Source organism: Sphingosinicella sp. BN140058 (assembly GCF_004135585.1).
GTDB lineage: Bacteria > Pseudomonadota > Alphaproteobacteria > Sphingomonadales > Sphingomonadaceae > Allosphingosinicella.
The window spans coordinates 5,369,585-5,391,677 of record NZ_CP035501.1 but is presented as its reverse complement, the minus strand read 5'-3'; the positions used below and the strand labels follow the sequence as shown (position 1 = coordinate 5,391,677).

Below are 22,093 nucleotides of genomic sequence, written 5' to 3'. Positions count from 1 at the left end.
TGTCTACTGTGAAGCCGTTTCGACCGCCGGCTCGTCGCCGTCGGGCAGGGGGCTCTTGCTCTTCGCCCGCGCCTGCCGGAGCATCGCGCTTGCCGCCGTGGCCAGGCCTTCGTCATGCGGCGACGAGGCGAGCGGAAGCAGCATCGCTTCCGCTTCCGAAAAATGTCCGCGCATGATCATCAGGCTTGCCGCCAGCATGCTGATCTCGTCAACCTGCGGCGCCAGTTGCTGAGCCAGCAGGACGATCTCCATCGTGTTGTCGCTGTCGAACCGGCCGTCGGTGCGCAGGCTCTCCGCGTAGCGCGCCAGAGTCGGGAAATGATTTGGATCGGCCTTGTGCGCCCGGACGAACCAGCCTCGCGCCGCCTTGTAGGCGGGTACGGCATCATCCTCGGCGGCGCGGGCGTCGAGGACATGGCGCATGCCGCGCAGATACAGGAGTTCGACGTCGGACGGCGTCGCCCCTAGCAATTCGTCGGCGAGTTTCGCACCTTTTTCCCGATCGCCGTAGAGGATCTCGGCCTCGGCCAGCACTCGCTTCGCATAAGGGTCCGATGCGAACTTTGCGGCCTCGGCGCGTATGCGGGCGAGATGTTGCGGAGCGTTCTCGTCTCCAACGCCGATGTGCATCGCCGCCTCGCGCAGCAGGAGAGCGTCGGCGGATCCGGGCAGGGTCGACATCGTCACCGGCGGCGGTACCGCCGCGCTCGCGCGGGTGCGGGTGGTGTAGGTCATGCCTTTACGGGCATAGGCTTGAACCGCTCGCCCGAACGCATCGATGTCGCCGAACTGCGCCGTGAATGCCGCCTTCGGCTCCTCGCCATGGACCAGCGCATTGATATAGGCCCTGAATTTGGTCCCGCGCTCGGCATCGCGAAGCATGTAATGGGCGATCAGCCAGCTCTGCGCGTAAAAAGACGCCGTGTCCGGCCCCTTGCGCGGCGGGCGCGCGAACAGGATCTTCTCGACCGGCAGCCATCGGGTCTGGCCAAGCCATGCCGCCCGCCCTTGCGCTGGCCAGCCATATTCGATCGTTTTCGGCTTGAAGCGGGCGGTCATCACATATTCGGCGAAGCCTTCGACATACCAGGGCGGGTAGGCTGTCGGGCGATATTGCATCATGAAGTGATGGGCGATCTCGTGAAACAGGACATGATTGTCCGCGTCGTCCCAATTGTCGGCCTTCTCGTCCACGAAGGCAGCGATCCCGGCCGAAGACGCCGAATAGAAACCGCCGACATTGGGCCCCAGGTCACGCACCGTCTTGAGGTCGCCGGGGCCGCGCACCAGGTAGACGAAGTTTGTTCGGAGAGGGTGGATCCTGGACGCCGGTCAGGCTTCGCAGGAAGCTGTTATAGTCTTCAAGCAATGCGATCTTCGCGCGCAGCTTATCTTCGCCGACCTGACCGTAGAGAATGAAATTCTCGCTCTCGGCCTTCTTCCATGCCGCCACCGCAGGCGTCGTCGCAAGGCATGCCAACAGCAAGGCCGCCATGCCGGCCAATTTCCGCTTCGTCATTATCGGGCCCCTCTCCAATAACTTGGCAGAGGCTAATCGGGCTCATGCGGCCGTGCAAGGCGGATGAGTCGCGCCGACTTCGGTCAGGAGGCCGGCGCCTGCCGATTCGCGGCGGCGTCGGCGATCGCGCTCTTGAGCTGCGATACGGTGAGCCGGCCTTCGAGATGGGCCTGGATTTCCCCGGCGCCGTAGCGCTCGCTCCTGAGCTGCGACTTCAGATCCTGCACGCTGCGACAGCGGCCGGAACGCGCCAGCTCGAACGCGCGCACGACAAGGCTTGGACGATCCACGGAACTCTTCTCCACTCGAGTGCGCCCCAGCGGTAGCGCTACTGGAAAGAGAGTGCCTTAACCTGTGATGCTCGCAGGCGGCGCGATGCGGAACCAGAGTTCGTCGCGATTGGCGGATGGGGTGGGATTCGAACCCACGGTAGGCTTCCACCTACGGCGGTTTTCAAGACCGCTGCCTTAAACCACTCGGCCACCCATCCGTCGATTTTGCCTCTATGCTGGTTAAGGCCGCTCGTGCAAGCGGCGCGGCAGTCGGAAGTTTCGAAGCTTCGAAGGCTGTGGCAGAGAGGTCAACCGGAGGCATGTTCATGCGTATTCTCACGAAAACGGCAGCGGTGGCGCTTGCATGCGCCCTGCCCCTGGCAGGCAGCGCGCCGGCGCAGGCACAGACGGCCGGCTACACCGCTGCGGGCTTCAGCGCTTATCTCCCGGAGCTGCGGGCACAGGCGCTGCGCGAAGGCGTCAGCCGCCGCACGGTCGAGCAGATCTTTCCGACGCTGGTGTTCAGCGCCCGCACCATCGAGCTTGATCAGGCGCAGCCGGGGGGCACTGCCGGCTCCGCTTCGACGCCGCCGTTCGCGCCCTATCGCCAGCGCCACGTCAACCCGGCTTTGGTCAGCGGCGGCGCGCGTCGCTACGCCAACAATCTGCCGCGCCTGCAGGAGATCGGCCGCCGCTATGGCGTCACGCCATCGGTTCTCGTCGCGATCTGGGGCCATGAGACCAGCTACGGCGCCGTGACCGGAGATTTCGATCTGCTCAATTCGCTCGCGACCCTGTCGTACGAGGGACGCCGGCGCGATCTCTTCTCTTCCGAATTCATCGCTGCGCTCAAGATGATCGATCGCGGCGTTCCGCGCAGCCGCCTCAAGGGGAGCTGGGCCGGGGCGACCGGCTATCCGCAATTCCTGCCCTCGGTCTATCTGCGGGTCGCAGCCGACGGCGACGGTGACGGCCATGCCGACATCTGGCAGAGCCAGGCGGACGCGCTCGCCTCGATCGCCAATTATCTCAGCAATGCGGGGTGGAAGCCGAATACGCCTTGGGGCGTCGCCGTGCGCGTTCCGGCCGGCTTCGATCGCTCTGCGCTGCGCGCGCGCGTCACGTCGCCGCGCTGCCAGCGCGTGCACGAGCGCCACACGCGCTGGATGACGATCGGCGAGTGGCGGCGGATGGGCATCGTTCTCGAAGGCAGCGCCTGGCCGCGCGATACCGAGCTCGCCTCGTTGCTCGAGCCGGATGGCCCCGGGCAGACTGCCTATCTGCTCACCACCAATTACCGCACGATTCTCGATTATAATTGCTCGAACTTCTACGCCTTGTCGGTGGGCCTGCTCGCCGATGCGGTGTCGCGCTGAACGCTGGCGAAGCGCGGCCACTGACGTTAAGATCGACGCCATCGCGCTGCAAAGCCTGCCATCAATACCGGGGAACCTGTCTTAGCCATGAAGCGTAACGCTCTCATCATCCTGGCTTTTGGAGCCGCCATCTCGCTCCCGGCAAGCGCTGCAGCGCCGCCTTTCGAGACGGCGGCGCAGGTTGCCTTCATGCTCGATCTTTCCTCGGGCGCGGTGCTCTACCAGAAGAATGCCGACCTTCGCATGCCGCCGGCATCGATGGCCAAGATGATGACCAGCCACATCGCGCTCAATCTGCTCAAGAAGGGCGATCTGAAGCAGGACCAGATGTGCACGGTGCGGCCGGAGACGTGGCAGAAATGGCATGGGCCGGCGGCCGGCTCGACCATGTTCCTGTCGCCCGGCGAGCAGGTCAGCGTCGACAATCTGCTGAAGGGGATCGTCACCCTGTCGGGGAACGACGCCAGCGTCGCGCTTGCCGAATGCATCGCCGGCACCGAGGAAGCGTTTGCGGCGCTGATGAACGAGGAAGCCAAGCGCCTCGGCATGACCAATTCGCATTTCGGCAATTCGAACGGCTGGCCCGACGAAGGTGTAACCTACACGACCGCCCGCGATCTCGCGAGGCTCGCCGAGGCGACGATCGAATCGACGCCGGATCTCTACAAACGCTATTACGAGCTGCAGAACTTCACTTGGGGGAAGACGCTCGGCTCGGGCCAGGCGATCACGCAGGCCAATCGCAACCCCATCCTGGGCCGGATCCAGGGCGCCGACGGGCTCAAGACGGGCCATACGGAAGAGGCAGGCTACGGCTTCACCGGCTCCGCCATCCAAAACGGCCGGCGGATCATCATGGTGGTCGCCGGGCTTTCGAGCTTCAATCAGCGGATCGAGGAATCGGTCAAGTTCATGGATTGGGGCTTCCGCGCCTGGAAGGCGCAGCCTTTGTTCAAGTCGGGCGAAAAGGTCGCGGACGCCAAGGTGCAGCTCGGCGGCGACGACAGCGTCGGCCTGGTCGCGCCGCGCGATCTGGCGGTCACGGTTCCCGCCGGCGTCGTCAGCGGCAAGATCAAGGTCAAGGTCGCCTATGACGGCCCGATCAAGGCGCCGATCAAGAAGGACCAGCAGATCGCCCAACTCGTCGTGCAGAGCGGAGACACGCCGCCGCAGACCATGCCGCTGGTCGCCGACAAGGATGTCGGCGAGGCGGGTTTCTTCGGGCGGATCTGGGCGGGGCTCGCCTCGCTCTTCGCCTGAGGCGCTGTGCAGGATGATGAATGGAGAGCCCCGCGCCGGCCGCAGCGGATGACCGCGGCCCGGTTCATCACGCTCGAAGGCGGCGAAGGGGTGGGCAAGTCGACCCAGCTGCGGCGGCTCGTTGAAAGGCTGCGCGAACGCGGGCTCGAAGTGGTCGAGACTCGCGAGCCCGGCGGCAGCCCGGGCGCAGAAGCGATCCGCCGCCTCCTGCTCGAAGGCGCGGACGAGCGCTGGACCCCTGAAGCGGAGGCGTTGCTGTTCGCCGCCGCGCGCGCCGACCATGTCGCCCGCACGATCCGGCCGGCGCTCGCCCGCGGCGCCTGGGTGCTGTGCGATCGCTTCCTCGACAGTTCGCTCGCCTATCAGGGCGGCGCCGGCGGCCTCGGTGTCGAGGCGATCCGGTCCTTGCACGCGGTCGGCAGCCGCGGCTTCCTTCCCCACCGAACCTTGTTGCTCGAACTCGGCGCCGCCGATGCGGCCAGGCGCCTCAGCGTGCGCGACGCCGGCGGCTCCGATCGCATCGGCGGCCGCGGCGACGACTATCATGCCGACGTCGCCGCCGCCTTCTCGGCGCTTGCCGAGGCCGAGCCCGATCGGTTCCGCCGGATCGATGCGCAGGGCGACGTCGATCAGGTGACCGAGCGGCTGCTGGGCGCGATCAAGGACCTGCTGTGAGCCGGCCCTCCACCCTTGCGAGCGGCAGCCGATGATCCCGCTTTACGGTCATGATCCCGCCGTCGCCTTCTTTCGCGACAGCCTCGACCGCGGGCGTCTCCATCATGCCTGGCTGATCACCGGCGTCCAGGGCATCGGCAAGGCGACTTTCGCGGCCAAGGCCGGGCTGCGCGTACTCGCCGGCGGGCAGGGGGCGATCGATGCTCCCGGCCTCGACGTTCCGGACGTCCATCCTGCCGCGAAATTGATGGCGGCCGGCTCGCATCCGGACCTGATGGTTCTTGAGCGCCTTGCCAAGGACAGCAGCGCCACCGGCGAGCTTGCCCGCTCGATCAGCGTCGATCAGGTGCGCGGCCTCCAGCGCCTGTTCTCGACGACGGCGTCGCTGTCGCCGTGGCGGGTGGTGATCATCGATTCGATCGACGACCTCGAGCGCAACGCGGCCAATGCCTTGCTCAAGAATCTCGAAGAGCCCCCGTCGCATAGCCTGTTCCTGCTGGTCAGCCACGCGCCCGAGCGGCTGCTGCCGACGATCCGTTCACGGTGCCGGCTGCTGCGCCTGTCGCCGCTGGAGACGGACGCAATGGCGGCGGCGCTGCGTTCCGCCGTGCCCGACGCCGACGATGCCGAGATCGCCGATCTGGTCACCGCCGGCCAGGGCTCGCCGGGCCGGGCGATGGCATTTCGCGGGCTCGATATCGCCGGCCTCGACCGCGCGATGGAGACGATCACGCGGGAAGGGGATCCGACCAATGCGCGGCGGGTGGCGCTGGCCCAGAGCCTGGCACTCAAATCGGCACAGCCCCGGTACGAGGCGTTCCTGGCGCGGGCGCCTTCGCTGATCGCCGCAATCGCGCGCAGCCGGCGGGGCGCGGCGCTAGCCGAGTCGATCCGGCTGTGGGAACGCGCCCAGTCGCTCGCGTCCAGCGCTCGCGGGCTGTCGCTGGAGCCCGAAAGCGTCGTCTTCGAACTCTCGGGAATGCTTGCCGCGCTCGCCGACGACACGTCGCCGCGCTTCGCCCGGGGCTAAAGGTCCACGCACTCTACCGCATTCGGCAGTCTGTCGCTAAGGCGCGAGTCATGGTCGACCCTTTCTACATCACCACCGCGATCAGCTACCCCAATGGCGCCCCGCACATCGGGCACGCCTACGAGGCGATCGCCGCCGACGCGATCGCCCGTTTCCAGCGCCTCGCGGGGCGCGACGTCTTCTTCATGACCGGAACCGACGAGCATGGCCTGAAGATGGCGCAGACCGCGCGCGACCGCGGCATCACGCCAGCGGAGCTGGCCGCTGAAATGTCGTCTCTTTTCCGTGCCATGGATGAGAGGCTTGAGATCTCGTTCGATCGCTTCATCCGCACCACCGAAGCCGATCACCACCGCGCAAGCCAGGCGATCTGGCAGGCGATGGCGGATCGGGGCGACATCTATCTCGGCCGCTACGAAGGCTGGTATTCGGTCCGCGACGAAGCCTTTTACGACGAGAAGGAACTGGTCGACGGCGAAGGCGGTGCCCGTCTGTCGCCGCAGGGCACACCGGTCGAGTGGACGGTGGAGGAAAGCTGGTTCTTCCGCCTGTCCGCCTATCAGGACCGGCTGCTTCAGCTCTACCGCGGCCAGCCTGATTTCATCCGTCCGGAGGCGCGGCGCAACGAGGTCATGCGCTTCGTCGAAGGCGGGCTTTCGGATCTTTCGGTCTCACGCACCAGCTTCGACTGGGGCGTTAAGGTTCCCGGTGCCGAAGGCCACGTCATGTACGTCTGGGTCGACGCTCTCACCAATTATCTGACCGGCGTCGGATATCCTAATGGTTCAGAGACTTATCGCAAGTTCTGGCCAGCGGATCTGCACATCATCGGCAAGGACATCGTCCGCTTTCACGCCGTCTACTGGCCGGCGTTCCTGATGTCCGCCGGTCTGCCCTTGCCGCGGCAGGTGTTCGGTCACGGCTTCCTCCTCCATCGCGGCGAGAAGATGTCCAAGTCGGTCGGCAACGTCGTCGATCCGCTCGAACTCGCCGATCGCTTCGGCGTCGATCCGCTGCGCTACTTCCTGCTGCGTGACGTCACCTTCGGTCAGGACGGCAGCTACAGCGCCGAGGCGATCGTGACCCGGGTCAATGCCGATCTTTCGAACAGTTTCGGCAATCTGGCGCAGCGCACCTTGTCGTTCATCGCCAAGAATTGCGGCGGCCGGCTGCCGACCGGCGGCCGACGGGAAGCGGCCGACGACGAACTGCTCGATCTCGTGCGGCGCACCGTCCAGGACGAAGTGCCCGCCGCCTTCGGCGATCTCGCGCTTGCCCAGGGGATCGAGGCGTGGCTCCGCGCCGTCTTCGCCTGCAACCAATATATCGACGCCCAGGCGCCCTGGACGCTGCGCAAGACCGATCCGGAGCGAATGCTGGCGGTTCTCGGCACCCTCTACCAGGCGATCGCCGATCTTGCGGTCGCGATCACGCCGATCATTCCCTCCTCGGCGGCGAAGTTGCTCGATCAGATGGGGATCCCGGCCGAGGAGCGGAGCCTTGCGGCGCTCGCCGATCCCGAGCGCTATGCGCGTCTGGCGGCGTCCGGCTTTGTGCTGCAGCCGCCGACGCCGATCTTCCCGAGGCTCGAGGCACCGGCGGAATAAGATGTTCATCGATAGTCATTGCCACCTCAACTACAAAGGCCTGGTCGAGGAGCAGGATGCGGTGATCGCGCGCGCGCGGTCGGCGGGCGTCTCCGCCATGGTCAACATCTCCACTCGGCGTTCGGAATGGGACGAGGTGATCGCCGTCGCCGCGCGCGAGCCCGACGTCTGGGCGTCGGTCGGCATCCATCCGCACGAGGCGGATGCGCATGCCGACGTCGACACGAAGCTGCTGGTCGAGCGTGCCGCGCACTCGCGCGTGGTCGGCATCGGCGAGAGCGGCCTCGATTATCATTACGACCATTCCGACCGCGAACGTCAGCGGGCGAGCTTTCGCGCCCATCTCGCGGCGTCGCGGGAGACCGGGCTTCCGATCATCGTCCACACCCGGGAAGCCGAGGACGACACCCACCAGATCCTTGCCGAGGAGATGGGGAAGGGGGCCTTCACCGGCGTCATCCACTGCTTTACCGCAAGCGCCGATTTCGCCGCCAAGGCGCTCGCGCTCGGCCTCTATATTTCGATCTCCGGCATCGTGACCTTCAAGAATGCCAGGGATCTGCAGGCCACTGCTAAGGACCTGCCCGCCGATCGGCTGCTGATCGAGACCGATTCGCCGTTCCTGGCGCCGGTGCCGCATCGCGGCCGTCCGTGCGAGCCCGCTTACGTCGCCGATACCGCGCGCTTCCTCGCGGCGCTTCGCGGCGAGACGCTGGAGAGCCTGGCGGAACGGACCAGCGCCAACTTCCGCACCCTGTTTTCGAAGGCAGTCTGATGGACGTTCGCATCCTGGGCTGCGGCACGTCGTCGGGCGTGCCCCGGGTCGGCAACGATTGGGGTGAGTGCGATCCCAGGCAGCCGCGCAACCGCCGTCGCCGTGTCTCGATCCTCGTCCGCCACGAGCGCGCCTCGATCCTGGTCGACACCGGGCCCGATCTTCGCGAGCAATTGCTCGACGCACAGGTGTCGGGTGTCGACGCGGTGATCTGGACGCACGATCACGCCGATCATTGCCATGGCATCGACGACCTTCGGCAGCTCTATCACGCGCAACGGCGTCCGGTGGTCGGCTATGCGCGAGCGGACACGCTGGAGGTGATCCAGAGCCGCTTCGCCTACGCGTTCGACGGCAAGGGGGGCTACCCGCCGGTGGTGGAAGGCAATGTGCTGCCCGATCACCTCAACATCAACGGAATCTCGGTGCAGACCGTGGACCTGCCGCACGGCAGCATCCACAGCGCCGGCTTGCGCTTCGACGCCGGCGGCGCGACGATCGTCTACACGACCGATTTCAACGAGATGACCGATCAGATGGCGTATCGGCTGGAAGATGCCGATGTGTGGATCGTCGACGCGCTGCGCCGCCGTCCGCACCCGACCCATCCCCATCTCAGCCAGGTGCTGGACTGGGTCGCGCAGCTCAAGCCGAAGCGCACCCTGCTCACCCACATGGACAACAGCATGGATTATGACCGGCTGGTGGCGGAACTGCCCGACGGGGTGGAGCCGGCCTATGACGGGCAGGAAATCACTCTGTGACCTTGCACGCGGCGGCCGCCAACGGGGATGACGCGCTCAGCTTCCTCTACCTGCTCGGCTGTCTGGTCCTCGTCGGCAGCGCCTTGCTGGTCCGCCGGATACCGATCGCGCAAGGGTTGAAGATGGCCGGGGCGTGGGTGCTGATCTTCCTCGCCCTATTCGTCGCCTTCACTCTCAAGGACGACTTCACCGCGCTCGGCAAACGCGTGCTGAACGAGCGCGGCGGCGAGGCCCAGGTCGCCGCCGGACGCGCGCTTCGAATCCGCAAATCGCTGGACGGACATTTCTGGGTGACGGCCCGCGTCAATGGAGAGGACGTGCGGTTCCTGGTCGACAGCGGCGCCACCGTGACCAGCCTCTCGGCGGCAACCGCCGCGCGGGCGGGCATCGGCGCGTCGAGCGACCTTCCGGTGGTGGTCGATACCGCGAACGGCATCGTCCAGGCGCAGCGCGGGCGCATCGCGAAGCTTCAGGTCGGCGCGATCGTGCGGCAGGATCTGCCGGTCCACGTTTCCGAGGCCTTCGGAACGATGAACGTGCTCGGGATGAACTTCCTGTCTTCGCTGTCGGCCTGGGGCGTCGAGGGTGAGTGGCTGATCTTGAAGCCCTGAGGCCCGCCGACCGGCTGGGTGGCGCGGAAGAGGGTGGCAGGCCCCGGCTTTGGTGATACGAAGCGAACGCGTTTGCGAGAGCGCGAAGATGTGGCTTCCTGTTCAGGTGGATCATGGACCAACAAGTTCGACATGGCGCGTCCCAGCAGCCCGGCCGGGCCCCGGCCTGGCGGCCTTCTCCGATCTTTCTGTTGGTGGGGCATCTCCGCCGCCTGATCCGGCGGGGCGAATTGCTGATCATCGATCATCGCGGCCGGCCGCATGCGATCGGCGCCCCCGATGAGGCGTTTCCCTCGGTCACCATCCGTTTCGCGGACGCGCGCGTCACCCGCCAGATCCTCAGGGACCCGGCATTGGGGGCGGGCGAAGCCTATATGGACGGACGCCTGATCGTCGAGCGCGGCGAGATCATCGATCTCGTGACCCTGATCAAGGGCAATGCGCAATGGGAGCAGCGCGGTCGGAAGCGAAACTGGCTGAAGCGGAGCGGCCTCAAGGCGCGTGTCGATCGGCTCAACTGGCGCTCACGCTCGCGCCGCAACGTCGCCCATCATTACGATCTCTCGGGCAGGCTCTACGAGCTCTTCCTCGATCCGGACCGGCAATATAGCTGCGCCTATTTTCCGTCGGAGGAGACCACGCTCGACGCTGCACAGGCGGCGAAAAAGGCGCACATTGCTGCCAAGCTGCACCTGCGTCCCGGGCAGCGGGTGCTCGACATCGGCTGCGGCTGGGGCGGCATGGCGCTGTATCTCAACCGCGTCGCCGACGTCGACGTGCTGGGTATCACCCTTTCCGAAGAGCAACTGGCCGTCGCCCGCCGCCGTGCCGAGGAGGCTGGCGTCGCCGACCGGGTGCGCTTCGAGCTGCGCGATTATCGCGACGTCGAAGGTCCGTTCGACCGGATCGTGTCGGTCGGCATGTTCGAGCATGTCGGCCCGCCGCAATATGAGGGTTTCTTCCGCAAATGCCGTGAGCTGCTGACCGAGGACGGCGTCATGCTGCTGCACACGATCGGCCGCTACGGCGCTCCGGGCACGACCGATGCCTGGACGAGAAAGTACATCTTTCCAGGTGGTTACTCGCCGTCCCTGTCGGAGATCCTTGAGGTGAGTCAGAGCACGCGCCTGATGGCGACGGACGTCGAGGTGCTCCGCGTCCATTATGCGTTGACGCTGGAACATTGGTACCGCCGCGCGGAGGAACACCGTGCGGAGATCGAGGCGCTCTATGATCCGCGCTTCTTCCGAATGTGGCAATATTACCTGGCCGGCGCCGCTGCCGCCTTTCGATATGGCGGCCTGTGCAACTTCCAGATCCAGTTCGCCCGCAGCCGTTGGGCGCTGCCGCTCACCCGCGATTACATGATCGAGGAAGAGCGCCGGCTCGGCCAGCGGCCATCGGCGGAGGCGCTGGAAGCCTGAGGGTCAGTCTGCGGCCTCGGCTTCTGCATGCGCCCTCTGATTGGCGAGTCTGAGGCTGAACCGGAAGGTGCAGCCGCCCTCCGGCGCATTGCTGGCGGAGATCCGGCCGCCATGCGATTCGACGATCGTGCGCGAGATCGACAGCCCGATACCCATGCCATCGGCTTTCGTCGTCGTGAACGGCTCGAACAACCGTCCGAGCGCGTCCCTGGAGAGGCCCGGCCCACTATCGCTCACGGAGATTTCGGCCAGGGCGCCGGTCGCCTCCGCCGTCAACCGCAGGGACCGGACCGGCGCATCGGCCATCGCTTCGGCGGCGTTGCGGACGAGGTTTACCAGCACCTGCTGAATCTGGATCGGATCGGCGAGCACATGAAGGGAAGGGGGCACGGACACCCGGACCGTCGGTCGGCGTTCGGCGAAGTTGATCAAGGCGAGCTTCAAGGCGTCGTCGACGAGATCGGCGACCCGCACCGGCTGGGTCTTGGCGGTCTCGCGCGCGCACATTCGGCGGAGGCGGCGGATGATGTCGCCGGCGCGCAAGCTCGCACCCTTGATCGCGCTCAGCGCTGCGAACAGCGGATCGTCCTCAGCCACCTCACGCTGTTTGCAGACGATCTCCGCGGTGGCCGCGTAGTTGGTGATGGCGGTGAGGGGCTGGTTGAGTTCGTGCGCCAGCGTCGATGCCATTGTGCCCATCGCGCTGACCCGCGCGACATGGATCAGTTCCGAGGTGAGGCGGCGAACCTGCTCTTCGGCTGCGATCTGCTCGGTGATGTCGGTACCTTCGCTGAACAGACCGACGATGGCGCCGTCGGAGTTCCGATAGGGGTGGCAGACCCAGTTGATCACGCGCTCGAACTGCGGGTCCTCGTAATCCTCGGCGAGATTGATCCGGACATGCCGGGCCGAGAAGGGCGTTCCCGTTCGAAACACGTCGTCCATGATCGGAATGATGCCGATCCGCAGCACGGCCGGAAACACGTCGGCCACCGTGCGCCCGATCAGCCGCTCGCGAGGCCGTTGCACGAGCGTCTCGTAGGCGGAGTTGACGAACTCGAACCTGTGATCGGCACCGTAGGAGATCGCCATGAAGCTCGGGCTCTGCTCGAACAGGTTGTGAAGCCGGTCGCGTTCGCGCTGAACGCGATCATGCTCGGCAGCCTCGAACGTCATCCGCGCTGCGACTTCGCGCCGAAGATCGCGTGCCCGAAGGATCAGCAGCGCCGTCGAGCACAGGCCGGCGAAGAAGACGACCACGAAGATCTCGTCCAGCTCCCAGGCTTCATGCGTGGCGCTGAACGCGATCAGCTGCTCGAAAAGCTCGTAGCGGAGCGACAGACAGGCGAGCAGGCCGGCCGCGATCAGGATCGACAGCTTTTCGCCACGGCTGGCGATGAAGCGCGTCCATCCTCGATTGACCATGGCAGAGAATTCCCTCGGCGATTTGCCCTCGATCCGGCATCGACCTGCCGCGACAAGAGCGGAGGTTCCTCGCGCCTACGATCGAGACTACAAGCAAGTCTGAAGCCGCAACTCCGTAATTTCCCTGAAAAGTATGGTGTTTCGGCCCAGCGCCTTCGGCCAGGATGACGACCGGGTCACCGCTGCGGGTGAAACAGCCACCGCGACCATCAACCCACATTTTACATAATGTATATTATCGCACTTACGTTCAGCGGAGGTGGGGCTCCTCCGATCGCGATCGGACATCCCGCAGATGCCTCTGCATGCGTTCATTCCCAACCGCGGAACCCGTCCCACTTGCTTGGGACTCAAGCTTCATGGCACACCATATCTTGCACGCTCAAGAGCAACAGCCGCAAATGCACGAACATCGCTAAACCAGAATAGATATTGACCATTGCCGAACCCTGACCCGAAGCATGTGCGATCGATTGACAAATCACTCCGCTAAGCATCGCCAGATGTTGTCCGATCGAAATGATTAGATCATTATGGACCTTTCAGGTCTTGGCGCGTGCACGAACGCGCAACTTAGGTTATACTGCGCCCCTCGGGTGGGATCGATCTGGCTGTACCAGATTGAAAAACGCTCACTTTCTTCGTGTAGGCGAACCCGGAGACGAATGTGCGCGTCGGAATCGTGACGTCGGTCCGTTTGCTGGCAGAAGCGATGACTCGCGCTCTTGCCGCGCGTCCGCGGCCAATCTCCCTGACCGTGGCCTCGAGCCTGGAAGAATTGCACATGCTGGCGCGGCCGCCGGTTTCCGTCCAGCTCGGCATCATCGACACCACCCAATCCTTCGATCTCGAGCCGATTCGGGCCTTTCACAGGACGCTCCCCGATCTGCCGCTGGTCGCGCTCGGCCTCGTCGAAGGCGAAGCGGAGGTGGTTGCCCATGGCTCTGCGGGCTTCTGCGCCTACGTGCGCCGCGAAGACGGTCTGGAGCGGCTCTGCGGGACGATCGAGGACGCGATCGACGGCCGCCTGCGCTGCTCGCCCGAAATCGCCGCAGCGATGATGCGGGGCCTTTTCCGCAGCCCGGCAATCCCGCCTTCGCGGCAGGCGGCCACGGCCCGCGCCGCCCTCACCTCACGCGAACAGGAAGTGGCAAGGCTCGTCAGCCGTGCGCTGTCGAACAAGGAAATTGCCCGCGAGCTCCGGCTCAGCGAGTCGACCGTCAAGCAGCATGTGCACAGCATTCTCGGCAAGCTGGGTGTCGCGACGCGCGGACAGCTTGCCCGATCGATCTACGAGGATTTCGGCAGCGACGCCGCCCTCGCCCGCACCATGCCCTAGGGGCGGTCGGGCCTTTGGCGTCCGACTTCGCTTCGGAGCCCATCGAGCCGCTCGGCGAAGCCCGCCAGACGATTGCCGACGGCGATGCCCGAGCGATTGAGCCGCGTCTGGATCTCGCCGAGCCTTGCCTCGGCGTCGCCGACACGCCGCGGATCCCCCGACAGTCCGTCGCGCAGCACGCCCGGAAGGCTCTTCAGCAACCAGAAAAGCGCCGGCACGGCCTCGGCGGTGATCTCCGTTTCCGGCGTCAGGGGTGCAGCGCGCGCTGCCATGGTCTCGGCGCGAACCACGGCAATCCGGTGCTCGACGCGCGCCCGGACCGTGGCGAGCGCCTCGCCCAGGGCCTCGCGCGCCCACTCCCGCCCCTCCCCCTCGCCCACTTCGTGCAGGCTTGCCCACCGGGCGTCGACGCAGGCAGTGCGCCCGTCGAACGCAGTGATGGCGAGATCGCCTATTGGGAGTTCGTCGCCGACTGCGAACAAGAACCAGCGCGCGAGATCCGCGCTGCGCCAGAGATCGAAATCGGGGTTCATGCGGGAACTCCTAAAACAAGTCGCCTCGTCACTTATGAACCTGGCCCATACCGAGCGCATCACGAGTCTCGGAAACCGCTCCGTCAAGTTCTCGGCGCAACGTTGCCGGGACGGCAGTCCCATAGAGCAACTGCCACCGGAACACCGCGCAATGCTCGGCGGCTCGATCAAGGTAGGAGGGCAGATCGAGGTCGAGCGGGACCAGACTTTGCTGCGCCTGATCGAGGTACACCAACTGCGGCGCGGCGGAGCTCCGAGGATCAAGCAGCAATGCCACGAACTCCTGCTCCTGTACGATATCGAAGGGTCGCGGGCTGGACAGGCACTCGCCCATCCCGATATCCGCCTCGTCGTCACGTTGAAAGAGTTCAATAAGCGACACGACCCGGCAAACGCCTCGGGCCGCGTCAGCCGAATGTTTGCGGACCCACTGTAAAGATAGGCCGCCGGTCTCGGCATAGAAGGTCCGTACGGCGGCAGGGATTTCGTAGTCAGCTATCGCCGCCTCCTCTCGCACTACCTTTTCCCACTCGTCGATTTCAGACGGCGCCATGATGGGCCATTCTTCGAAGCTTGCTTCGAAACCGGCATTTTTTTCCATCGCGCGTGCGATCATCCGCAGTCGTGCCGCTCCGGTCGCATGCCCCTCGCCGCTGCTGCTCATCCGCTTTCATCCTACTTTCCGAATTGGAGCTTCTTATCACCGACCAAACCCAAGACGCTGCCAATGCCCTCGTTCAGTTTCGTATCCGCAGCGCCCCCTCTGCCACGATAGAAATTGCCCATACGATCGATGAAGTCGAGCTCGCTCTTGAAGGCGCCTCCAGCGTCGCGTTCCGTGTCCATGGCCATTGCGAACCGGAGAGGCACTCCTCGCTTCACCAGACCGGCCCGACGAATATCGTTGATGTCAGGTATGAAGTTAGGGTCCAGCGGAGGAGGATGAAGGGTCGCCGCAAATGGGGTGAATGCCTCACCGCGCACCCAGCTTCCCCTGTCGAAGCGGAGCGAACCCCACTCGATAGTAATGCTGCTTGGGAAATCCTCCAGAATGGGGCCGCTGTGGTACGAAACGCTGGACGCATAATAGAGAACCTCGTCCTGGCCGATCCGCGCGATCGCGTCACTTTCGACCTGACGTTCCATCGCTTTATTATCGACCTTCCTCATCGGTGTCGTATTCCAGGGGTCTCCGGGGCCGTGCAGTTTTTCGCTGACGAGGTGCGCAGCCACCCAATATGCAGGACCCCATTGCGCGGTCTTGGCATTCAGCAATTCATGGTCGATGTGGAGAACGTGGTCCCAACCACGCAGCTTGCCCCGCGGCCGACTTCCGCCGGATCCCTTCTTGGTGAGCGGCTCGGCCGTCACGCTGGATGCCTGACCACCGCCGGAGGGTATGATCGTCTTCGGTATCTCGATGAGGTGAAGTGCGATCTGGATGATCTGCAGCTGGGGCCAAAGCAGATCTTCCCAGGATTCCGTCTCGTCATCCTTCGCCTCGATCTCCTTGGGCTTGGGATCCTCCTTCTTGGTCGCAGCCTTGGCAGCTTGAGCTGCCGCCAGCGTGCTTGCCAGGATCTTGCGCGCCTCAATGACCGCTCCGGCGACTCTCTCCTTCCTCTCCTTTGCGTTCGGGCCCTTCAACGAGGCCGCCATATTCTCGTATTTGGTAAGCTTACTCCGGACGGGCCCCTTGTCCGCGCTTGCCATCATCACCTCGACGCTCCCGCCGGTGTCGGCGATCCAGAGCTCGTGTGATTCGTCCTCTGCGTTCCAGTGAACAACTTCGCCAATCTGCCCGTCGAAGCCGCCCTCGGCCTTGTCCTTGTCCTTGTCCTTCTTGCCGATGCCGAGGGCCGCAAGCAGCGCCTTGCCTTTGGCGATCAGCCAGTCGAAGGCGGATTCTATCAGGCCGAGGATCCACTCGCGGAAGCTCTTGATCTGCTTGGCAACCATCTTGGGCAGGTCGCCAAGGCTGAAATAGTCCGCGATGAAGCCGAGCACCGGCGGGATCAGCATCGCCAGGCCGCGTTCGACCGCCTTGGCGAAGCCGCCGACATTGCCGGCGACGATGTCGGCGAGCCCGTTCACGATCGTCTCGATCAGGGTGAAGATTTTGGCCGCGTTCTGGAACACCCATTTCAACACGCGGTAGATCGCCTCGATCGCCTGAAGGATCGCGCCGGCCGGATTGAACAGCAGCAGCAACCGCGCCGCGACCTGTTTGGCGATCGCGGTGACCATGAACTCCACCGCCATCTGCACGACCTGATCGACGATCGCCTGCGGGTTCAATTTCTCCTTGATCATCTCGAAGATGCCTTCGGGCCCCTTCTCCATCAGCAGCGACACGAGCGAGTAGACCTTCTCGATCAGGGCGACGTTCTTCTCGCCGATTTTCTTGGCGATGATCTTGCGGATGTTGGGCCAGGTGATGCCCATGATCTGGAGGAAGAAGGTGACGATGCTCTTCAGCGACAGGTCCTTGGGAACCTGGACGTCCTTGAGGTCGCCGAGAAGCCAGGTCAGGAACCCGCGGATCAGGTGGCTGCCGAAATTGTCGAAGAACAGGCTGAAGCCCTGGCCGATGCCGCTGAGCAGGTTGTTGGCGAAGCCCATCGGATCATCGACGATGTCGTTGATCACCTTCTTGATCTTGGCGACCATCGCCCAGAAGGCCGGCGGCGATATCCCCAGCAGTTCGAGCAGCCCGTCGATGATGAATTTGGCAGGATCGTCGGCGAAGCGGCGGATCGCGTCGGCGATCCGGCCGAGCAGGCCGCCCGCCTTCTTGCGCAGCTCGGAAATTTCGGTGCGAACCTCGTCGACCGCCTCGCTGGCGCGCTGGGAGAGGTCCTTGGTGAACGAATCGCGGGCGGCGGCGACTTCCGTCTTCAGCCCATCGAGCTTCTTCTCGAAGCCCGCCTGTTCCTGCGCAGCCCACGTCTGAAGGGATGGTGGCAAGTCCTTGAAGATCTTTGCGATCCGGGTGCGCGCATTGTCGATGATCGTCTGACAGGCGGCGATGATCGATTCGACCTCCTGCGAGATCTCCAGCAATTTGGCGATGACGCCGTCGCCGAAATTCTTCTCAGCCTTGTCGTAGGCTTCGATCGCCCAATCCGGCAGGCCGGTGATCGCGTCCCAGATTCCGACGACGAACCCGCCGGCCCCGGAATGGCGCTCGTCGATCCGGTCCTGGACGATCTTGAGATCGGCCTTGAACGCACGGGTGTGCGCGTTCTTGGCCTCCTCCCACTTGGCCATCGCATTGGACGAGACGTCCTTGAGCAGCCCCTTCACCGCGCTCTGCGCTTCGTCGAAGATCGTCTTCGCCTCGCCGCCCGCCTTGGCGCGCATCTCGGCTTCGGTGCCGACCATCCCCCGCTGGCCTTCGGCGGTCTTGCCGACGGTGCCGCCGCGCGATGCGGTCAGCGCCGCCAGCGCCTGCGCCTGCAGGCTGCCCATGTCGGCATCGGCCTTGGCGAGGGCCTCCTGCTGTTTGGCGAGGACCAGCGCCGGATCCTCCTTCGCCGCCTGGTCCAGTTCGCCCTGGGCGCTGCGTGCCTCTCCGATCGGCCCGCTCTGGACGAGCTGCGCCGCCGGTTTGTTCATGCCGGCTTGATCCGCCTGCTTGCGCGCGTTCTCGGCATCCTTGTCGAGCGAGACTTTGTCCGCCGGCACGGCGTCCGGCACGCCGGCCCTGGCGTTGATCGGCGGGGTTTCGGCCGCGGCGGGCTGCGGCGGGATCGGCGCGCCCGGCACCGCCGGAGCAGGCGCGGGATTGTCGTTCATCGCGCCGTAATTGGCCTCGACCTTTTTGGTCTCGCCCTCCACCGTCGCGTTGAGCTCGCTCCCTGCTTCCTTTGCCGCTTCCTCGGGCTTGGCCTCCATCAAAGCATCTTCGTCGGGCGGACGCTTGTCCCGGATCACCTGACGGATGCGCTCACAAAGCTTGACGATCGCCGGGTTGGGCGCGGCCTTGACGGTGGCGATCAGCTCCGCCCGCGCCGCGGCGATCCGTTCGGCGTCGGGCGGCGTCACCGCTTGCTGCGCATCCTCGACCTGCTCCGATGCCGGCGGCAAAGTCCCCTGTGCCGCGGCGGTACCGCCGGCGCGCGCCTTGACCCCGGCGATCCGTTTGGCCGTCGCCGGGGACGGCTTGGATGGGGGCTCCGGCACGTGCATGGCGATCGCAGGCCCATTTGCCTCCTTGTCCTCGGCGGCGGGCGCCGCCTCGGCGGCCGCCTTGCCATCCACGGGCACCGCGCCTTTGCCCTTGCGTCGCCCCTTGCCCTGCCCGGCTTCGGCTTCCCCCGCCTTGCGCGCCGTCGAAGCCGGGGCGGCGCCACGGCGATCCGGCGAGGGGCTGAAGGCCGGAAACAGGCTGCCGCCGCTCCGCGTCGCCGGCATTGCCGCGCGCGGGACTGTCAACTTCTGCAGGGCGGCGTTGCCGAGGCGCGCCTGGAGCACCGCGCCCGTCGAGGGCGCGTTCGCCGCCACCGGCTTGCGGGTCGGAGCCCGCGCCGCCGGTGCCGGAGTCTTGGGAGCCTGGCGAACAGGTGGCACGCCCTCACCTCTTTTCGTTCAGCCGCGCCCTTCCACCATCGCAGGCGCTGCGCCTCGCCCGCGCCGACGCTTCGCGGAACCGGCGGGCCCTTGCGGGGCAGCTCCCGGCGCGGTTGCCGAGGCCGCGGAGGAAGCGTCAGTCTGCTGGGCACCGACGTGTTCCGCGGCGCCCTGCTTCTCCCCGGTGGGGCGATCGGCCTCGGGGACGGTGCGCTTCTCCGCAGCCGCCTGGGGCCGCTCTGCGGTGATTGCGTTCGCAGCACCGATCGTGGGCGTCCCGGCTGCCCTTTCGGCGGCGGATGGAACCGCGTCCGCCGTCGCCTGAGCAGGCGCACTACCTGCCGTGGCCCGGCCATCGACCCGAGGCTCGGGAACCTCCGAGTCTTGTCCATATTGGCCGCCACTCTCCTTGGTCTGCAGCCTGTTGCCGGGTCGCCGATCGATCCCGGCGAGCGGATCGGGGAGCAGGCTCGGCCGGACGAAGCGGCGGACTCCATTGTGGAGCACGCCCCAGCCGCGCGTGCTTTCGTCGTCGCCTTCCATCGGGAACCAGTGGACCCAGGCGAGCAGCACGCAGCAACCGCATGCGCATGGATCGCCACAGCCGCAATCGGCCGCGCAGCCGGGGTCGCCGCGATGCGGGCCGTGGCAGCCGAACGGATCCGAACAGCAATCATAGGCCCCGGCCTCGCCATTCGAGGCGGGCAACAGCTTCGAGGCATAAGCGTCGAGGGCCCGCCGCCGGGCATCGTCGCTCTCCGCGCCCTCAATCTCGCCCGCCGGATCGTAGGAGGCGCAGCCGCAGACGCAGCTTGGCGGCTTGGCGGTGACCGAGATGTCGACGATGGAGCGTGTCCGGGTCGCCTGCTGCAAATCCTGCAGATCGTCTTCGTCGCAGACGACCGAGCGCGGCCGGCAGCTCTTCTCGCCGGCACAGGCGATCACCCAGAAGTCGCGGGCACGCGGATCGCCGCGACGTGGTACGCCATCGCGCTCGTCCAGCTTGAAGCGAACCGGCTCGCGCAGGTGCAGCGGGTCGCCGCAGCCGTCGAGGGCAAGACCGGGCGCAACGACGAGTCCGAGCCCGCAATCCTCCTCGGCTTCCACCGTCAGCCCGCAAACGACGCCGCAGCCGAACAGGGATCGGAACAGCAGGCGATTGAGTTCGCGTGTATAATCGACTGCGGCAGTGAGATCGGAATCTTCGAGGATCAGGCCGGGTGCGTAGCGCGGCCGCTCGAGCGCGCCCACCCTCGTCTGCGAGAGTTTCCCGCCTGCGCCGTGGCAATTGCAATCGTGAGTCATTTCGCCTCTCCCTGCTCGACCACGGGCGCGGGGCTCTCGCCCCCTCGCGGCCCCGGCCTGACCCTGAATTCCGACGTGAAGCTGCCGCCAGGGGCGCCGTTGCCGCTGGGCAAGCTGCGGCCGCGGCGATTGGCGTCGAGACACTGGCCGGCGGCATCGATCACGCGGTCGCCATCGAGCGCGATCTCGACGATCACCTCGCTCCGGAATTTGGCGCGCTGGCCGCGCTGAAGCTCGCCATTGTAGAAATAGCCGGAAACGGCCGGCGCGAAGCGGCGGGTGGTGTCCGGCGGATCGCCCGGATGCGGGCCGTCATGGACGACGCTGTCGACCATGATCCTCGAGACGCTGTGATAGCCCTCGTCGTCATCGCCATGGAGCACGCGGATGGTGAAGATGTCCGGCGAAAGCGAGTCGACCCGCACCGGCCCCGAAGTTTCTACCCAATAGCGGGTGAGCGAAGGACCGGGTTCGACTTCGTCGCCCGGCTCCCCCTCCGGCGCCTGGAACATCTCGCGAAAGGCGGCAAACGGCACGACCGCGTCGGCCCGCTCGTGCCACTCGCGCCAGCCGATGTCGACGATCCTGGTGAGATCGCACCCGCGGATCAGATCGAACAGCATCTCGTTGGGCCGTGCCAGCCGGCGCGGACGGCAGGCATCGGTGATCCCGGCGATCACCGGGTCGCCGCAAGGATCGACGGCCACGGTGACGCAGGCGAGCGGTATCCCGGCGTCGAGATCCACCCAGAGGCAGCCGTGCTTGTGCAATTTGTCGCGGCGGCACGGATCGTGGCAGTCCCGCCGTTCCTCCTCGCCGATGCAGAGCGCCTCCCGGCGTTGCTCGCTCCACAGGCAGAGCCGCTCCTGCGGGCCGCGATCGTGGACGCCGGCCTGCGGCAGGAGCGGCAGGCCGTCGTCGTAATCGCCCTGCCGATCCTCCCGCTTCTCCTCGCTCTCGCCGGGATCGCAATGTCTGCACCCGGTGCGTCCGTCGGGGCAGCCCGGCAGGCCGCTACGGCAATCGTCAATCGGCTCGAGCGAGTAGACCACCGTCTCGCACAGGTGGTTGGCCTCGCAGGTCGCGGCGCCGCAACCATCGTCGACACGGATACCGTCGACCGGCACCTCCGCATAATGGGCGCGCAGCAGATGAAGCGGGCCCTCACCGCCTGGCGCCTCGCCGGCCTGCCCCTCACCCCCATCTTCGCGCCGGCTCTGCCGCGATCGCTCCTGCTCCTCCCCGGGCACCGGCTGCGCCTCGTAGCCGCAGGTGCCGCGACCAAGCCAGATCAGGTCGCGTGCCTGCTCGAGCCGGACGGGCTCGCAGGCGAGCAGTTCGCGCCCGGCACGATCGAGCGCGACTCCGGTGCCGATGGTCAGCACAGCCTCGTCGTGGCGGAGCTCGAAGCCGGCGACCACCCCCCAGCCGAGCATCGCCCGGTTGATCAGCCGCCGGCGCCCGATCATGTAACTCTGCTCGGTCTGATAATCGGAGACGGTCAGCAATTTGCCGCGGAAGTAGCGGTTGCGTTCCGTCGGGCTGCAACGGCCGCAAACACCTGCCGTTCTTGGTCCCTCTTCCTCATGTTCGCCGCTCATCCGAG

19 protein-coding genes and 1 tRNA gene are annotated in these 22,093 nt (G+C 65.9%); 10 read left to right on the top strand and 10 right to left on the bottom strand.

What is annotated here, in order from left to right:
• Window positions 1-3 precede the first annotated feature (3 nt).
• From ETR14_RS24475 to ETR14_RS24460, 4 genes are all read right to left on the bottom strand, one after another.
• Window positions 4-1,287, bottom strand: a complete 1,284-nt coding sequence (locus ETR14_RS24475) for a lipopolysaccharide assembly protein LapB (RefSeq protein WP_129390245.1) — start codon at window positions 1,285-1,287, stop codon at window positions 4-6.
• Window positions 1,253-1,519 (bottom strand): hypothetical protein, encoded by a 267-nt coding sequence (locus ETR14_RS24470; RefSeq protein WP_129390242.1) that lies wholly within the window; start codon window positions 1,517-1,519, stop codon window positions 1,253-1,255. Before ETR14_RS24470 ends, ETR14_RS24475 begins: the two co-directional genes overlap by 35 nt.
• 83 nt (window positions 1,520-1,602) lie before the next feature.
• Complete coding sequence (locus ETR14_RS24465; protein WP_129390239.1) at window positions 1,603-1,788, bottom strand: hypothetical protein; 186 nt, start codon at window positions 1,786-1,788, stop codon at window positions 1,603-1,605.
• Between the two features lie 131 nt (window positions 1,789-1,919).
• Window positions 1,920-2,009, bottom strand: a tRNA-Ser gene (locus ETR14_RS24460).
• Window positions 2,010-2,117: 108 nt separating this feature from the next.
• On the opposite strand from ETR14_RS24460, the gene ETR14_RS24455 reads away from it, so the two are divergent.
• From ETR14_RS24455 to ETR14_RS24415, 9 genes are all read left to right on the top strand, one after another.
• On the top strand, window positions 2,118-3,167 hold the full coding sequence (locus tag ETR14_RS24455; RefSeq protein WP_129390236.1) for a lytic transglycosylase domain-containing protein: 1,050 nt from the start codon (window positions 2,118-2,120) through the stop codon (window positions 3,165-3,167).
• An 87-nt stretch (window positions 3,168-3,254) separates the two neighbouring features.
• Window positions 3,255-4,427, top strand: coding sequence for a D-alanyl-D-alanine carboxypeptidase family protein (locus tag ETR14_RS24450; RefSeq protein WP_129390233.1), 1,173 nt, complete (start codon window positions 3,255-3,257; stop codon window positions 4,425-4,427).
• A 48-nt stretch (window positions 4,428-4,475) separates the two neighbouring features.
• Window positions 4,476-5,102 (top strand): dTMP kinase, encoded by a 627-nt coding sequence (gene tmk / locus ETR14_RS24445; RefSeq protein ID WP_129390230.1) that lies wholly within the window; start codon window positions 4,476-4,478, stop codon window positions 5,100-5,102.
• A 31-nt stretch (window positions 5,103-5,133) separates the two neighbouring features.
• Window positions 5,134-6,132, top strand: coding sequence for a DNA polymerase III subunit delta' (locus tag ETR14_RS24440; RefSeq protein ID WP_129390227.1), 999 nt, complete (start codon window positions 5,134-5,136; stop codon window positions 6,130-6,132).
• Window positions 6,133-6,182: 50 nt separating this feature from the next.
• Entirely contained in the window at window positions 6,183-7,739 is a 1,557-nt protein-coding gene (gene metG / locus ETR14_RS24435) for a methionine--tRNA ligase (protein ID WP_129390224.1), read from the top strand.
• 1 nt (window position 7,740) lies between these two features.
• Window positions 7,741-8,514: a TatD family hydrolase gene (locus ETR14_RS24430; protein ID WP_129390221.1), complete on the top strand. Its 774-nt coding sequence runs from the start codon at window positions 7,741-7,743 to the stop codon at window positions 8,512-8,514.
• On the top strand, window positions 8,514-9,278 hold the full coding sequence (locus ETR14_RS24425) for an MBL fold metallo-hydrolase (protein WP_129390218.1): 765 nt from the start codon (window positions 8,514-8,516) through the stop codon (window positions 9,276-9,278). Before ETR14_RS24430 ends, ETR14_RS24425 begins: the two co-directional genes overlap by 1 nt.
• Entirely contained in the window at window positions 9,275-9,889 is a 615-nt protein-coding gene (locus ETR14_RS24420) for a TIGR02281 family clan AA aspartic protease (RefSeq protein ID WP_243455672.1), read from the top strand. Before ETR14_RS24425 ends, ETR14_RS24420 begins: the two co-directional genes overlap by 4 nt.
• Window positions 9,890-10,071: 182 nt before the next feature.
• Window positions 10,072-11,313, top strand: a complete 1,242-nt coding sequence (locus tag ETR14_RS24415) for a class I SAM-dependent methyltransferase (protein ID WP_371416839.1) — start codon at window positions 10,072-10,074, stop codon at window positions 11,311-11,313.
• A 3-nt stretch (window positions 11,314-11,316) separates the two neighbouring features.
• Here ETR14_RS24415 and ETR14_RS24410 read toward each other — a convergent pair whose 3' ends face one another.
• On the bottom strand, window positions 11,317-12,738 hold the full coding sequence (locus ETR14_RS24410; protein WP_129390211.1) for an ATP-binding protein: 1,422 nt from the start codon (window positions 12,736-12,738) through the stop codon (window positions 11,317-11,319).
• Between the two features lie 667 nt (window positions 12,739-13,405).
• On the opposite strand from ETR14_RS24410, the gene ETR14_RS24405 reads away from it, so the two are divergent.
• On the top strand, window positions 13,406-14,077 hold the full coding sequence (locus ETR14_RS24405) for a response regulator transcription factor (RefSeq protein ID WP_129390208.1): 672 nt from the start codon (window positions 13,406-13,408) through the stop codon (window positions 14,075-14,077).
• Here the strand turns inward: ETR14_RS24405 and ETR14_RS24400 are convergent.
• Genes ETR14_RS24400 through ETR14_RS24380 form a run of 5 tightly spaced genes read right to left on the bottom strand, consistent with a single transcriptional unit; the run spans window position 14,074 to window position 22,088 of the window.
• On the bottom strand, window positions 14,074-14,610 hold the full coding sequence (locus ETR14_RS24400) for a hypothetical protein (protein ID WP_129390206.1): 537 nt from the start codon (window positions 14,608-14,610) through the stop codon (window positions 14,074-14,076). The two genes, ETR14_RS24405 and ETR14_RS24400, sit on opposite strands and share 4 nt — an antisense overlap.
• A gap of 28 nt (window positions 14,611-14,638) precedes the next feature.
• Complete coding sequence (locus ETR14_RS24395; protein ID WP_129390204.1) at window positions 14,639-15,274, bottom strand: hypothetical protein; 636 nt, start codon at window positions 15,272-15,274, stop codon at window positions 14,639-14,641.
• Window positions 15,275-15,285: 11 nt separating this feature from the next.
• Complete coding sequence (locus ETR14_RS24390; RefSeq protein ID WP_129390202.1) at window positions 15,286-19,182, bottom strand: hypothetical protein; 3,897 nt, start codon at window positions 19,180-19,182, stop codon at window positions 15,286-15,288.
• 18 nt (window positions 19,183-19,200) lie between these two features.
• Window positions 19,201-20,487 carry a hypothetical protein gene (locus ETR14_RS24385; protein WP_129390201.1) on the bottom strand — a complete coding sequence of 429 codons (1,287 nt, stop codon included), beginning with the start codon at window positions 20,485-20,487 and terminating at the stop codon, window positions 19,201-19,203.
• Window positions 20,484-22,088, bottom strand: coding sequence for a hypothetical protein (locus tag ETR14_RS24380; protein WP_129390199.1), 1,605 nt, complete (start codon window positions 22,086-22,088; stop codon window positions 20,484-20,486). Before ETR14_RS24380 ends, ETR14_RS24385 begins: the two co-directional genes overlap by 4 nt.
• Window positions 22,089-22,093 lie beyond the last annotated feature (5 nt).

Bases quoted from the DNA above. Each gene is read 5' to 3' on its own strand.
- ETR14_RS24470 (WP_129390242.1), bottom strand. From the start codon at position 1,519: ATGACGAAGCGGAAATTGGCCGGCATGGCGGCCTTGCTGTTGGCATGC.
- ETR14_RS24455 (WP_129390236.1), top strand. From the start codon at position 2,118: ATGCGTATTCTCACGAAAACGGCAGCGGTGGCGCTTGCATGCGCCCTG.
- ETR14_RS24450 (WP_129390233.1), top strand. From the start codon at position 3,255: ATGAAGCGTAACGCTCTCATCATCCTGGCTTTTGGAGCCGCCATCTCG.
- tmk (WP_129390230.1), top strand. From the start codon at position 4,476: ATGACCGCGGCCCGGTTCATCACGCTCGAAGGCGGCGAAGGGGTGGGC.
- ETR14_RS24440 (WP_129390227.1), top strand. From the start codon at position 5,134: ATGATCCCGCTTTACGGTCATGATCCCGCCGTCGCCTTCTTTCGCGAC.
- metG (WP_129390224.1), top strand. From the start codon at position 6,183: ATGGTCGACCCTTTCTACATCACCACCGCGATCAGCTACCCCAATGGC.
- ETR14_RS24430 (WP_129390221.1), top strand. From the start codon at position 7,741: ATGTTCATCGATAGTCATTGCCACCTCAACTACAAAGGCCTGGTCGAG.
- ETR14_RS24425 (WP_129390218.1), top strand. From the start codon at position 8,514: ATGGACGTTCGCATCCTGGGCTGCGGCACGTCGTCGGGCGTGCCCCGG.
- ETR14_RS24410 (WP_129390211.1), bottom strand. From the start codon at position 12,738: ATGGTCAATCGAGGATGGACGCGCTTCATCGCCAGCCGTGGCGAAAAG.
- ETR14_RS24400 (WP_129390206.1), bottom strand. From the start codon at position 14,610: ATGAACCCCGATTTCGATCTCTGGCGCAGCGCGGATCTCGCGCGCTGG.
- ETR14_RS24395 (WP_129390204.1), bottom strand. From the start codon at position 15,274: ATGAGCAGCAGCGGCGAGGGGCATGCGACCGGAGCGGCACGACTGCGG.
- ETR14_RS24385 (WP_129390201.1), bottom strand. From the start codon at position 20,487: ATGACTCACGATTGCAATTGCCACGGCGCAGGCGGGAAACTCTCGCAG.
- ETR14_RS24380 (WP_129390199.1), bottom strand. From the start codon at position 22,088: ATGAGCGGCGAACATGAGGAAGAGGGACCAAGAACGGCAGGTGTTTGC.